This window comes from Variovorax nivicola, from assembly GCF_051216475.1.
In the GTDB taxonomy this organism is placed as follows: Bacteria; Pseudomonadota; Gammaproteobacteria; order Burkholderiales; family Burkholderiaceae_C; genus Variovorax.
This window is the reverse complement of sequence record NZ_JBPJZK010000004.1, coordinates 456,409-470,242: the sequence shown is the minus strand read 5'-3', so window position 1 is coordinate 470,242 and position 13,834 is coordinate 456,409. Positions and strand designations below refer to the sequence as shown.

The following is a 13,834-nucleotide window of genomic DNA, read 5'->3' as shown; positions in this document are numbered from 1 at the left end:
TCTCACCTCACTACTACGACTGGAGGTCCCCATGGGATTTGAATGGCTGAAACCGGGCGTGGTCCTCGGATCGCTCGTGTACGCGCTGATCGGCGTCGTGATCTTCTGGCTCTGCTTTTTGATCATCGACAAGATCACGCCCTATGACCTGTGGGGCGAGATCGTCGAGAAGCAGAACGTGGCGCTGGGACTGGTGGTTGCCGCGATGAGCCTGGGCATCTGCATCATCGTCGCCGCAGCAATCCATTGAACGACGCGGCCCTGCCCGCGCGCACCCCGGATGCGCGGGGGCCGCAACCCGTAGAGATCGCGCTGCTCGCCAGCGTGTTCGTGGTCGCGGCCTGCGGCCTGGTCTACGAACTGAGCGCGGCCGCGCTCAGCTCCTACCTGCTTGGCGACTCGGTGCTGCAGTTCAGCACCATCATCGGTACCTACCTGTTCGCCATGGGCGTGGGCTCCTGGCTCTCGCGCTATTTCGACCGGCAACTGCCGGCGCATTTCCTTCGCATCGAGTTGATGGTGGCGCTGATCGGCGGCGCGCTGCCGGCGATCCTGTTTCTTGCCAACGCCTATGTGCCGAGCGCCTTCCGGCTGCTGCTGTACGGTCTCGTGATGGTCGTCGGCACGCTGGTGGGGCTCGAGATTCCGCTGGTGATGCGCATCCTGAAGCGCAACATCGTGCTCAAGAACCTGGTGTCGCAGGTTCTCACCTTCGACTATCTCGGCGCGCTGGCCGTGTCGGTGGCGTTTCCGCTCATCCTCGTGCCGCAGCTCGGCATGATCCGCACCGGCCTGCTGTTCGGCTTCATGAACGCGGCCGTGGCTGTGTGGGCGCTGTGGCTGTTCCGCCATGAGCTGCGCCGCGTCGGCGCGCATGCGCTCGCGTGCTTTCTCGCGCTGGCCGCGCTGGTGGCGGCCTTCGTCTGGGCCGACCACATCACCACGCTGGCCGAGGACAAGTTCTACCAGGACCGCATCGTCTTCAGCGCCACCTCGCCCTACCAGCGCATCGTGGTCACGCGCGGGCTGCTCGGGCACCGCCTGTTCCTGAACGGCAACCTGCAGTTTGCAGAGCGCGACGAGTACCGCTATCACGAAGCGCTGGTGCACCCGGTGATGGCTGCACAAGGCGCGCCGAAGAAAGTCGCGGTGCTCGGCGGCGGCGACGGCATGGCGGTGCGCGAGATCCTGAAGTACCCCTCGGTCGAGTCGGTCACGCTCGTGGAGCTCGACCCGAACATGACCAAGCTCTTCACCGATCACGAGACGCTGGCTGCACTCAACGGCCATTCGCTTTCGTCGCCGAAGGTGAAGATCGTCAATACAGACGCCTTCCAGTGGCTGCAGCAGCCCGGCGACATGTTCGACGTGATCGTGGTCGACTTTCCCGATCCGACCAACTTCGCCATCGGCAAGCTCTACACCAACAGCTTCTATGCGCTGCTCGAAAAGCGCCTGTCGGCCAGCGGCTACGCTGTGATCCAGACGACTTCGCCGCTGGTGGCGCGCAAGAGCTATTGGACCGTGGCGACCACTATCGAGTCGGTGGGCCTGCGCGCCACGCCGTACCACGCACACGTGCCGAGCTTTGGCGAGTGGGGCTACATCATCGCGAGCCGCCGGCCGTACCGCATGCCCGATGCGCTGCCTTCGGGCCTGCGTTTCCTGTCGCCTTCCACGCTGCCGCTGATGTTCGACTTTCCGCTGGACATGGCGCGCGTGCCGGCTGAAGTGAACCGGCTGTCGAACCAGATCCTTGTCACCACTTACGAGCAGGAGTGGGGCAAGGTGATGGCGCACTAGCCAACCATGCAACGGCGCGAATTCCTCGGCGTGGCGGCGGGTGCGGCGGGCGCCCTCGCGCTCGGTGGCTGCGAGGCGCCGACACCGCCCATCGAAGGCGGCTTCACCGGCATCGACGTCACGCGCGGCCATGCAATGCGCGATGGCACGCTCAAGAGCCAGGCGCCGGCGGTCGTGAAGCGCACGCGCGTCGTCATTGCTGGCGGCGGCGTCGCGGGCCTCGCTGCCGCACGCGCCCTGCGGCTTTCAGGCATCGACGACTTCACGCTGCTCGAACTCGAAGACACCGCTGGCGGCAACGCGCGCGGCGGCATCGTCAACGGCATCGCCTGCCCGCTCGGCGCGCACTACCTGCCCGTGCCCGGCGACGATGCGCGCGAGGTGCAGGATCTGCTTGAAGAGCTCGGCCTGCGCCGCCGCGTGGCGGGCCGCTGGGAATACGACGAGGTCACCCTCTGCCACAGCCCGCAGGAGCGCCTGTTCATCCACGGTGAGTGGCAAGACGGCCTGCTGCCCATGCACGGCGTCGGCGAAGGCACGCTCGCGCAGTACCGCAAGTTTGCGCAGCGCATCGACGCGCTGCAGCACGCCGCGCACTTCGCCATTCCCACGCTGAAGGTCGCCATCACGCCCGAGTTGCTGGCGCTCGACGCCATCACCTTCGCCAGCTGGCTCGACGGCGAAGGCTTCAGCGACGCGCAACTGCGCTGGTACCTCGACTACTGCTGCCGCGACGACTACGGCGCCGGCATCGAGCAGGTGTCGGCCTGGGCCGGCATCCATTACTTCGCGAGCCGGCACGGCTTCCACGCGCCCGGTGACCCGATGGGCAGCGTCAACGATTCGAGCCCCGAGCGCGACGGCATCCTCACCTGGCCCGAAGGCAACGGCTGGCTCACGAAGCAGCTGGCGAAACCGCTCGGCGAACGCCTGCGCACCGGCCAGGTCGTCACGCGCATCGCCGAAGTGCGCGGCGGCGTCGAGGTCGATGCGTGGGACGCGGCCACGAAGTCGCTCGTGCGCTGGCAAGCCGAGCGCTGCATCGTCGCCCTGCCCGTGTTCATCGCCGCGCGCATGGTCGAGAACCCGCCCGAGGTGCTGAAGACCGCCGCTGCGCACGTTCGCTACGCCCCCTGGCTCGTGGCCAACGTGCACCTGAGCGGCCCGCTGGCCGACCGGCTTGGCGCTGCGCCGAGCTGGGACAACGTGATCTACGGCACACGCGGGCTGGGCTACGTCGACGCGCGCCACCAGTCGCTCGACCCGACGCCACGCGGCACGGTGCTCAGCTGGTATCGGCCGCTGGGCCCGAGCAGCTACGACACGACCGATGGCCGCAAGCTGCTGCTGGAGCGCCCGTGGACCGGGTGGCGCGATGACCTGCTGGCCGAGCTGTCGGCACCGCACCCCGACTTGCCATCGCTGGCGACGCGCATCGACATCACGCGCTATGGGCATGCCATGTCCATCCCCCGGCCCGGCCTGCTCGCGCAGATCGGCCCGCAGCGCACCGCGCCGGATGCCGCGCATCGCGGCAGCGTCGTTGCAGGCCGGCTGTCGTTCGCGCATGCCGACTGGTCGGGCTACTCGATCTTCGAAGAGGCGTTCACGCGCGGGCACGTCGCGGGCAGCGACGCAGCGGCGGCATGAAGACGCTGGTGCTCGGCGGCTACGGCAACTTCGGTGCACGCATCTGCCGTGCGCTGGCCGACACCCCCGGTATCGAACTGCTGGTGGCGGGGCGCGATGCGCAGCGTGCGACCGAGTTCGCGGCATCGCTGGGCGGTGGCGCACACGGTGTGCGCATCGACGTGCAGGCCGCCGACCTCGCGAACACCTTGCGCGAGTTGGGCGCCCAACTGGTGATCCACACCGCCGGTCCTTTCCAGAACCAGGACTACCGCGTACCGCAGGCCGTCGCGGCGGCGGGCGCGCACTACATCGACCTGGCCGATGGCCGGCGCTTCGTGTGCGACTTTCCTGCGGCACTCGATGTCGACTTCCGCGGCGCAGGCCGCACCGCCGTCAGCGGAGCCAGCACCGTGCCCGCCCTGTCGTCCGCCGTGGTCGACCATCTCGCGGCCGACTGGCAGGGCATCCACACCATCGACATCTGCATCGCCCCTGCGCAAGGTGCGCCGCGCGGCGAGGCCACGCTGGCCGGCGTGCTCGCCTATTGCGGCGAGCCCATCCGCGTGTGGCAAGGCGGCGGGTGGGTCGAGCAGCCCGGCTGGGCCGATCCCGTGAAGATCGAGTTCGCGCGCATGAAGCCGCGCCGCGGCGCGCTCTGCGACATTCCCGATCTCGAACTCTTTCCCGCGCGCTATGCCGGTGTGCAGTCTGTGATGTTCCGGGCCGCGCTCGAAGTCAGGCTGGCGCAGCACGCCTTCGCCTTCATGGCGTTCATGCACCGCATGGGCCTGCTGCCCGCGCCGCAGAAGCTGGCGCCGCTGCTGCATTCGGCCGGCGGTGTGTTCGACGCGCTCGGCACCGCGCTGGGTGGCATGGTCGTGCGCGTGGAAGGCACGGATGCGCGGGGCATGCCGGCACGCCGCGCTTGGCACATAGCCGCCGACGAAAACCACGGCCCCGAGATCCCTTGCATGGCGGCCATCCTGTTGGCCAGGCGCATTGCGCGCGGCGACGATGCATTGCCCGTGGGCGCGCATGCCTGTGCCGGCCTGCTTGCCTTGTCCGAGTTCGAGCCAGAGTTCGCGCGCTGGGGCATGGTGACCGACATCGTCGAAGAAGCGGCAATCGCAGTGGCAGGCCATGGCGCACCAGCGCTTTGAGTTCGACATGCCGGCGTCGGCCGACGTGGTCTTCGACGCTTTCCACTACCACGTGTGGCGCGCACGCTGGGACTCGCTGGTCGGCAACGCCCGCGTGGTGGGCGGTGCGCCCTGCCCGTTCGTGGGTGCTGAAACCGAGAACACTGGCGGTGGCTGGTTGCGCGGCTTGTCGATGCGAACGCGCTTCGTCACATTCGACCGGCCGCATGTGGCGGCGGCGTCGATGATTGGCCGTTCATTTCCTTTCAGCCGCTGGGCCGCGTCCATGCGGCACCGCGACACGCAGCCCGGCCATTCGGTGCTGATCTATGTCTACACCATCGAGGCCGGGCCGAAGGCGTTGCGCTGGCTGCTGGAGCCGGTGGTCGCGTGGATTTTCGCTCGGCAGACGCAGCGGCGCTTCGCGCGCATGCGCGCATTCCTGGACACACATGCGCATGAAGTTGTCGCGTGGCAGCGCATGCAGCACGGGAGTTCTGCCGCATGAAGGACGCCGCTTTGTGCGCGCTATCAATGCTATTGGGAACTGCTTGGCCACCCAGCTTTCGTTCTGAGATGAAAACCCGCTTCTCGCTTCGTCGATGGAACAGCCGCGCTCATTGTGCGAAGGGCATCGGGTGCTCCCCGCAGCGAAATAAAGGAGGAGGCCGCAGGCCGGGGGACATTCGCGGAGGGGAGCACCCGGTGCCCTTCGCACACACCCCGAGCAAGAGCGCCCCGAACGCACCGCCATGAATCACTGAGATATAGGCCCCCGCGCAGGCCTGTGCAGTTTTCACCAAGACTTCACACACAGCGCCATTGCTTCACAGATGGTCCGCAAACTCGCGGACGCCAACAAAAACACAGTGGGAGCATCCATGCTTCAAGTCGCCAATCGAAAACTCGCGTCGCTCAGCGACGTGCTCTTCACCGGGCTGGGCCGCGTGCTCGGCTTTCTGCGTCCGGTGGCCCGTGGGCTCATCGGTTCCTGGCGACCCCCGGGCTGGCTGCGCATTGCGGGCGCATTCCTGCTCTTCGGACTGCAGTGGCTGCAGCAGCGGCTGGCCTGGCTGGTGTTGCTCCTGCTGCTCGTGCTGGCCGGCTGGATGGCAAGCCCCCATGTGATCAAGTGGTGGCACGGCCTCACGCCCGATCGCGTCGAACCCGTCGTCGCCACCGCGAAGACCGAGCCGCCGCAGCGCACGCAGATCGAGTTCGACAGGGGCCCGAACCCCTTCGTCATCAACTTCTCGGCCTCGGTGGCACCCATTGCGCGCATCGGCCAGGAAGCAACCGGCGTCGCCATCGAGCCCGCCATCGCCGGCCGCTGGACATGGACCAAGCAGAACCGGCTCGAATTCCTGCCCGCGCAAGACTGGCCCATCGGCCAGCCGTACAAGGTGCAGATCGCCGACAGCGCACTCGCGCCGCATATCGAGATGGCACTGCGCAAGTACGAGTTCACCTCGCCCGAATTCACCGCGCAGATCAACGGCGCCGAGTTCTACCAAGACCCGGTGCAGGCCAACGTGCGCCGCGCGCTCTTCCAGGTGCACTTCTCGCACCCCGTCAACACGGCCGAGTTCGAGAAGCGCCTGGTGCTTACCTACGACCAGCCCTGCAGCACCTCGTTCTTCAGCGTGGGCAAGTGCGCGAGCGAGAAGTTCACGGTCAGCTACGACAAGCTGCGCCTCAACGCCACCCTGCAATCAGAACCGCTGCCGATCCCCGAGAAGACGCGCCCTGCGATTCTCAGCCTTACCTCCGGCACGGTCGCGCAGAAGGGCGGCCCGGCGCTGCGTGCCGACATGTCCCGCGCGGTCGACATCCCCGGCCTCTTCAGCCTGAGCATCGCCAGCATCGAACCCACCATCGTCACCGGTGAAAACGGCGAGCCCGAGCACGTGATGCATGTCAGCGCCTCGATGCCCGTGCACGAGCGCGAAATGGCGCGCGTGGTGCAAGCCTGGCTGCTGCCCGCGACAGAAGAAGCCAAGGGCGACCCCGACGAGAAATTCGACTGGTCCGCTGACCCATCGAAGGTCACCGACGCCGTGCTGCGCCGCGCCAAAAAGATCAACTTGCAGCCCATCGCCAGCGAGCGCGAAGTGACGGAGATGGTCAGCTTCCGCATGCCGCAGGCCGAGGGCGGCCGCTACCTGCTAGTGCGCGTGGCCAAGGGCCTGAAGACGCCCGGCGGCTACCAGCTCGGTGCTGCACGGCAAGACGTGCGCCTGCTCAAGACCTTCGCGCCCGAGCTCACCATCATGAGCCAGGGCTCGCTGCTCGCACTGTCGGGCGAACGCAAGCTGCCGATCCTCGTGCGCGACCTGCCCGGCATCCGACTCGAAATCGGCCGCCTGTTGCCGCAGCAGCTGCAGCACCTGGTGACGCAGACCAACGGCGACTTCGCGCATCCGCAGTTCTACAGCGGCCTGCAGTCGGACAACCTCGTCGACCGCTTCCAGAAGGAGATTCCGCTCAGCATTCCCGCCGGCAAGGCGCACTACGAAACCGTCGACTTCGCCGAGTACCTGCGCAACGACGTGGCCGACCGCCGCGGCGTGTTCCTGCTCAAGGTGCAGGGCTACGACCCCAAGGCGAAGAAGAAGCCCGAGGGCGATGAGCAGCAAGCCCAGCCCGAAGACGAACAGCAGCAGGAAGAACAGTCGTCCGACGAAGAAGGCAACGGCGAAGCCGGTAGCCCCGAGCAGCAGCTCGACCAGCGCCTCGTGCTCGTCACCGACCTGGGCATCGTCGCCAAGAAGTCGCTCGACGGCACGCGCGACGTGTTCGTGCAGAGCATCGCCAACGGCCAGCCCGTGGCCGGCGCGCTGGTCGAGGTGTGGGGCCGCAACGGCATGATCGTCGCGTCGCAGGCCACAGATGCGACGGGCGCCGCCAAGCTGCCCAACCTCGCCGGCTACCAGCGAGAGAAGGCACCGGTGGTGCTCGTCGTGCGCAAGGATGGCGACCTGAGCTTCCTGCCCTTCAATCGCAACGACCGCACGCTCGACATTTCCCGCTTCGACGTCGGCGGTCTGCGTGCGGCCGGCGTGCCGAACCAGATGACGGCCTATGTCTTCAGCGACCGCGGCATCTACCGTCCCGGCGACACCATGCACATCGCGATGATGGTCAAGGCCGGCAACTGGGCCACCTCGCTGCGCGACCTGCCGCTCGAAGCCGAGATCATCGATGCGCGCGGCCTCAGCGTACGCCGCGAAAAACTCAAGCTCGGCCCCGGCGGCGCGGCGGAAATCGCCCACACCACCCAAGACACATCGCCCACCGGCAACTACACCGTCAACCTCTACCTGCCGCGCGAATCGTCGCCTGGCACGCCCGAGGTCGAAGGCCTGCTGATCGGCAGCACCACCGTGAAGGTGCAGGAGTTCCTGCCCGACCGCACCAAGGTCACGGCCAAGCTCAGCAGCGAAATCGCCGAAGGCTGGGTCAAGCCCAAGGACCTGAAGGCGCTCATCGACGTGCAGAACCTCTTCGGCACGCCCGCGCCCGACCGCAAGGTCGAAGGCACGCTTACGCTGAGCCCCGGCTTCCCGGTGTTCCGCGCCTTCACCGACTACGCCTTCTTCGACCCGCAGCGCGCCGCCGACAAGCAGGTCGACGACCTGGGCAGCGTGCAGACCAGCGCCGAAGGCAAGGCCGAGTTCGACCTGCGCCTGTCGCGCTTCGACGCCGCCACCTACCAGGTGCACGTGCTCGCCAAGGCCTTCGAGCCCGAGGGCGGGCGCAGCGTGTCTGCCGAAGCGCAGACGCTGGTGAGCGACATGCCCTACCTCGTCGGCGTGAAGGTCGACGGCGACGTCGGCTACGTGAGCAAGGGCGCTGCGCGCAATGCCACCGTGATCGCCATCGACCCACAGGCGAAGAAGACGGCCGTGGCCGACCTGAAGATCGAGCGCGTCGAGCGCAAGGTGCTGTCGGTGCTCATCAAGCAGGACAACGGCCTGTACCGCTACGAGTCGCGCCGAAAGGAAGTCGTGCTCGACGAGAAGCCCTTCGCCATTGCCGCGGCCGGCAACAACGTGGCGCTGGACACCGGTGCGCCCGGCAACTTCGCCTATGTGGTGCGCAATGCGCAGGGGCTGGAGCTCAACCGCGTGGAGTACAGCGTGGCGGGCAACGCCAACGTATCGCGCTCGCTCGACCGCAACGCCGAGCTGCAGCTCACGCTCGACCGCAAGGACTACGAGCCGGGGCAAGAGATTGCGGTGAGCATCCGCGCGCCGTATGTGGGCGCAGGCCTCATCACCATCGAGCGCGACAAGGTCTACGCCCACGCGTGGTTCAAGACCGACAAGACCGCCTCGGTACAAAAGATCGTGCTGCCCAAGGACTTCGAGGGCACCGGCTACATCAACGTGCACTTCGTGCGCGACCCGGCTTCGGACGAGGTCTACATGAGCCCGCTGTCGTATGGCGTCGTGCCCTTCGCCACCGCGCTGACCAAGCGCACCGCCAACTTGCAGCTCACCAGCAGCGAACTGGTGAAGCCGGGGCAGACCGTGAAGATGAAGCTCACCAGCGACAAGCCCACGCGCGCCGTGGTGTTCGCGGTGGACGAAGGCATCCTGCAGGTGGCGCGCTACAAGACGCCCGACCCGCTGAAGCACTTCTTCCAGAAGCGCGCGCTCGAAGTCGGCACGCTGCAGACGCTCGACCTGATCCTGCCGGAGTTCAAGAAGCTCATGCAGGGCGCCGCACCCGGCGGCGACGGTGAAGGCGAACTCGGCAAGCACCTGAACCCGTTCAAGCGCAAGCGCGACAAGCCGGTGGCCTACTGGTCGGGCCTGGTCGATGTGAACGGCAGCCGCGAGTTCAGCTACACCGTGCCCGAGAGCTTCAATGGCAGCCTGCGTGTGATGGCCGTGGCCGTGAACGACGAGACCACCGCCGCCAAGACCACCCGCACCGTGGTGCGCGGCGACATGGTGATATTGCCGAATGCACCGCTCGCGATGGCGCCCGGCGATACCGTCGAGGTGGGCGTGGGCCTTGCGAACAACATCGTGGGCTCGGGCAAGGAAGCGCCCATTGCGCTCACGCTTACCGCTTCCGGTGGGCTCGAAGTGGTGGGCGACGCCACGCAGACGCTCAAGGTCAACGAGCGCGGTGAAGCCAGCACCAAGTTCAACGTGCGTGCCAAGCCGGGCGAGCAGGCCGTACTGGGTTCTTCCGCGCTGGTGTTCACATCGACGCACAAGAGCTTCAGCGCGCGCCTGTCCACCGAAGTGAGCGTGCGGCCTGCGTCGCCCTTCGTTACGCTGGTGCAGGCCGGCAGCTTCCAGCGCGCGGGCGAGCTGTCGAGCCAGGCTGACCTGTACCCGAACTTCCGCCAGAGCGACGTGGCTGTGTCCGCTGCGCCGTGGGCCTTTGCGACCGGGCTCATGCAGTACCTGGAGGTGTACCCGCACGGCTGCACCGAGCAGATCACGAGCCAGACCTTCCCGGCCGTGCTGCTCGCGGGCCGCCCCGAGCTGGTGAAGGAAATGGCGCGCGGCCGCACTGCGGAGCAAGGCCCGATGCCCGAGGCGCGCAAGACCTTCGAGCGCTACCTCGTGCAGCTGCGCGCACGGCAAACGGCCGACGGCGGCTTCTCGCTGTGGCCCGGTGCCGGCACCGATGCCTTCGCCACGCTGTACGCAGTGCACCTGCTGGTGGAAGCCAAGGACCACAAGCTGCCCGTGCCGCAAGACCTGCTGCAGAAGGCCAACGCCTACCTGCAGGGCTGGCTCGGCAGCGGCGACGCATCGCTCGACGGCTGGCGCCAGCGCACGCAGGCCGCTTACCTGCTGACGCGCCAGGGCATCATCGCGCCGGCCGCGCTGGCCAATCTGCGCGAAGCCTGGCGCAGCAAGCAGACCCAGGGCTGGAGCGACGACCTCGGCGCCGTCTACCTTGCCGCGAGCTATCAGCTCGTGAAGCAGGAGCAGGTGGCCAACGAGTTGCTCAACCCGGTGTGGTCCGACCTGCTCGCGCGCACCGAGAAGAAGCAGCGCCGCAACGTCTGGGGCGCCTACTACGACCCGCTGGTGCACGACAGCATGACGCTACACCTGGTGGGCCGCCACTTCCCGTCGCGCCTGAAGACGCTGAAGCCCGCGGTGTGGGAAGGCATGGCGGCGATGGTGCGCGACGGCTGGTACAACAGCCTGTCGTCGGCCTCGATGCTGCTCGCGGTCGATTCGTACTTCGAGGCCGTAGGGCAGAACGTCGAAGGCAAGCTCACGGCGAGCGCCGTCAACGCGCAAGGCCAGGCCGCTGCGCTCGCGCTGGGCGCGGTGAACCCGATCACACGCGCCGCAGTGCCGGCCGGCACCGCGAAGCTGAAGCTGTCGAACGACAGCGACTTCAACCTGTACTACAGCTGGGCCGAGCAGGGCTTCGAGCGCAACGTGCCCGCCACGGCGGTGAACAAGGGCCTCGAAATCTTCCACGAAGTGCTCGATGCCAAGGGCAACCCGATCACCAAGGCCAAACTGGGTGAAGAGGTCACGGTGCGGGTGCGCGTGCGCAGCCTGGAGCGCGCGCAGCTCAACGACGTGGCACTGGTCGACGTGCTGCCCGGTGGGCTCGAGCCGGTGCTGCAGGCCGTGGGCGATGACGACGATGCCAACGCCGACGCGCCCATCTGGAAGAAGCGCCTGGGCGGCGGCGGCTCGTGGAAGGTGCAGTACGCCGACATACGCGAAGACCGCGTCGTGTTCTACGGCAGCGTCAACAAGGACTTGCTCGAAGTGACCTACAAGGCGCGCGCCACCAACGTGGGTGACTACGTGGTGCCGGCGGCATACGGCGAGGCGATGTACGACCGGCGCGTGTTCTCGCGCTCGGCGGGTGCGCGCTTCCAGGTCGTCGGCAACTGAGGCAAGGCAGGCCTGCCATGCGCATCGGCATCGCGTTTGCACGAAGAAGGCTGCGCAAGCCCGCGCTGTGGGCGCTGGCGGCTGTCTTCGTACTCGCGTTGCTGCGCCTGTGGCCGCACGCGGCGTTGAGCGAGACCGTCGGCAGCTCCCGCGCCGTGTATGCGCAAGGCGGTGAGCTGCTGCGCCTCACGCTCGCGGGTGACGAGCAATACCGCCTCTGGGTGCCGCTCGACCGCGTCTCGCCCACGCTGGTCGATGCGGTGCTGCTGTACGAAGACCGTCGCTTCTATGCGCACCCCGGCGTCAACCCCGCCGCGCTGGCGCGCAGCGCCTGGCGCATTGCCAGCGGCGAGCGCAGGCAGGGCGGCTCCACGCTCACGATGCAGCTCGCGCGCCGCGTCTACGGCATCGACAGCCGCACGCCCACAGGCAAGGTCGCGCAGATCTTCGCGGCGCTGTGGCTGGAGGTGCGCTTCAGCAAGCGCGACATCCTGGAGGCGTATCTCAACACCGCGCCCTACGGCGGAAACATCGAAGGCGTGCAGGCCGCGAGCCTCATCTACTTTCGCAAGGACGCCGCGAAGCTGAGCCTGCCCGAGGCGCTGACGCTTGCCGTGATTCCGCAGAACCCCGTCAAGCGCATTGCCGAGCGCGGCCGCAATGCCGAGCTGCAATCGGCGCGCGAACGCCTGTGGGCGCTGTGGGCCGAGCGCGACCCGACTGCGAAGCAGCACGCACCTGATGCGCAGCTCGCGCTGTCGGCGCAGTCGCGCGGCAGCCTGCCTTTTCTTGCGCCGCACGCCACCGACATGCTGCTCGCGCAGGAGCGCGGCGTGCAGGAGGTGCGCACGACCATCGACCTGCGTATGCAGGCCACGCTCGAACGCGTGATGGGCCAATACCTGCGCACGCATGCCGATGTGGGCATGACGAACGCCAGCGCGCTGCTGCTCGACGCTTCGACCATGCAGGTGCGCGCGATGATCGGCTCGGCCGACTTTCGCAACGACGCCATCTCGGGCCAGGTCAACGGCGTGCTGGCCAAGCGCTCGCCGGGCTCGACGCTCAAGCCTTTCATCTACGCGCTGGCGCTCGACCAGGGGCTGCTGCATCCGAAGACGATGCTGAAGGACGCGCCAACCTCCTTCGGCCCCTACACGCCAGAGAACTTCGACCATCGCTTCGTCGGCCCGTTGCCGGCCCAGGAGGCGCTGATCCGCAGCCGCAACGTGCCCGCGGTGGCCCTGGCCGCGAAGCTCTCGAAGCCGGGGCTCTACGACTTCATGCGGCTCGCGGGCGTGCAGAAGCTGCAGAGCGAATCGCACTACGGCCTCGCGCTGGTGCTGGGCGGTGGCGAGGTCACGCCCGAGGAGCTTGCGGGCATGTACGCGACGCTGGCCAACGGCGGCATCTCGCAGCCCATTCGCTACACGCAGCCCGCGTCTGACGAGCGACCCATGCAGCCGCTGCGCCTGCTGAGCGAAGAAGCGTCTTTCATCACGCTCGACATGCTGCGCCACACGCCGCGCCCCGACACCACGCTGCCCGCGCGCCCCGCCATCGCATGGAAGACGGGCACGTCCTGGGGCTTCCGAGATGCGTGGACGGCCGGCGTGTTCGGCCGCCACGTGCTGGTGGTGTGGGTGGGCAACTTCGACGGCACCAGCAACCCTGCGCTGGTGGGCGTCGATGCGGCCGCGCCGCTCTTCCTGCGCATGGTCGATGCGCTGCGCGCCGAGCGGCTCGACCCCGGCGAGGTTGCATCGCGCCAGCCGCCGGATCTGCGGCAGGTCGAAGTCTGCGCGGCGACGGGCGGCCTGCCCGATGCGCTGTGTCCGGTGCGCACCATGACGTGGTTCATCGCCGGCAAGTCGCCGATCCAGGTCAGCAACCTGCATCGCGCGGTGTGGGTCGACGAGACGACCGGCAAGGTGGTCTGCGGCCCGCAGCCCAATGCGCGCCAGCAGGTGGTGGAGCAATGGGGCAGCGACATGCGCCGCCTGTTCCGCCAGGCCGGCCTGCCGCGCGCGAGCGCGCCCGCCGACGGCTGCGAGAAGGACGGCGATGCATCGGAAAGCGCGCCGCTCATCACTTCGCCCCTGCGCGGCGTGCGCCACACGCTGCGCGCGAAGAAGCCGGAGCCGCTGGTGTTGCGCGCCGAGGCCGCCGCGGGTACACAGGCGATCTACTGGTTTGCCGACGACGCGCTCATCGGCCGCGCTGCGCCCGGCGAAGGCATCACCTGGATGCCGGACCTCGCGGCGTCGGGCCGGCGGTATGTGCTGCGCGCGGTCGACGACCAGGGGCGCGCCGAGTCGCGCGAAGTGACGGTCGACATCGCACCTTGAAGGGATGTCATGGCTGCGT

At 67.8% G+C, this 13,834-nt stretch carries 7 protein-coding genes; all 7 read left to right on the top strand.

Annotation, left to right across the window (positions count from 1 at the left end):
- Window positions 1-31 precede the first annotated feature (31 nt).
- The 7 genes from ACSFBF_RS18925 (at window position 32) to pbpC (ending at window position 13,815) form a co-directional block, all read left to right on the top strand.
- Complete coding sequence (locus tag ACSFBF_RS18925) at window positions 32-250, top strand: DUF350 domain-containing protein (RefSeq protein WP_093055038.1); 219 nt, start codon at window positions 32-34, stop codon at window positions 248-250.
- Window positions 247-1,803, top strand: a complete 1,557-nt coding sequence (locus ACSFBF_RS18920) for a polyamine aminopropyltransferase (protein ID WP_435460253.1) — start codon at window positions 247-249, stop codon at window positions 1,801-1,803. The genes ACSFBF_RS18925 and ACSFBF_RS18920 overlap by 4 nt, the downstream gene beginning before the upstream one ends.
- Before the next feature lie 6 nt (window positions 1,804-1,809).
- On the top strand, window positions 1,810-3,453 hold the full coding sequence (locus tag ACSFBF_RS18915) for an FAD-dependent oxidoreductase (protein WP_435469577.1): 1,644 nt from the start codon (window positions 1,810-1,812) through the stop codon (window positions 3,451-3,453).
- Window positions 3,450-4,595, top strand: a complete 1,146-nt coding sequence (locus ACSFBF_RS18910; protein ID WP_435469575.1) for a saccharopine dehydrogenase family protein — start codon at window positions 3,450-3,452, stop codon at window positions 4,593-4,595. Before ACSFBF_RS18915 ends, ACSFBF_RS18910 begins: the two co-directional genes overlap by 4 nt.
- Window positions 4,576-5,082, top strand: a complete 507-nt coding sequence (locus ACSFBF_RS18905) for an SRPBCC family protein (RefSeq protein WP_435469573.1) — start codon at window positions 4,576-4,578, stop codon at window positions 5,080-5,082. The genes ACSFBF_RS18910 and ACSFBF_RS18905 overlap by 20 nt, the downstream gene beginning before the upstream one ends.
- Window positions 5,083-5,455: 373 nt before the next feature.
- Window positions 5,456-11,467 carry an alpha-2-macroglobulin family protein gene (locus tag ACSFBF_RS18900; protein WP_435469571.1) on the top strand — a complete coding sequence of 2,004 codons (6,012 nt, stop codon included), beginning with the start codon at window positions 5,456-5,458 and terminating at the stop codon, window positions 11,465-11,467.
- Window positions 11,468-11,484: 17 nt separating this feature from the next.
- Window positions 11,485-13,815, top strand: coding sequence for a penicillin-binding protein 1C (gene pbpC, locus ACSFBF_RS18895; protein ID WP_435469569.1), 2,331 nt, complete (start codon window positions 11,485-11,487; stop codon window positions 13,813-13,815).
- The last annotated feature ends 19 nt before the right edge of the window (window positions 13,816-13,834 follow it).

Excerpts from the sequence above, each read along its gene's own strand:
- ACSFBF_RS18925 (WP_093055038.1), top strand. The coding sequence starts at position 32 with ATGGGATTTGAATGGCTGAAACCGGGCGTGGTCCTCGGATCGCTCGTG.
- ACSFBF_RS18915 (WP_435469577.1), top strand. The coding sequence starts at position 1,810 with ATGCAACGGCGCGAATTCCTCGGCGTGGCGGCGGGTGCGGCGGGCGCC.
- ACSFBF_RS18910 (WP_435469575.1), top strand. The coding sequence starts at position 3,450 with ATGAAGACGCTGGTGCTCGGCGGCTACGGCAACTTCGGTGCACGCATC.
- ACSFBF_RS18905 (WP_435469573.1), top strand. The coding sequence starts at position 4,576 with ATGGCGCACCAGCGCTTTGAGTTCGACATGCCGGCGTCGGCCGACGTG.
- ACSFBF_RS18900 (WP_435469571.1), top strand. The coding sequence starts at position 5,456 with ATGCTTCAAGTCGCCAATCGAAAACTCGCGTCGCTCAGCGACGTGCTC.
- pbpC (WP_435469569.1), top strand. The coding sequence starts at position 11,485 with ATGCGCATCGGCATCGCGTTTGCACGAAGAAGGCTGCGCAAGCCCGCG.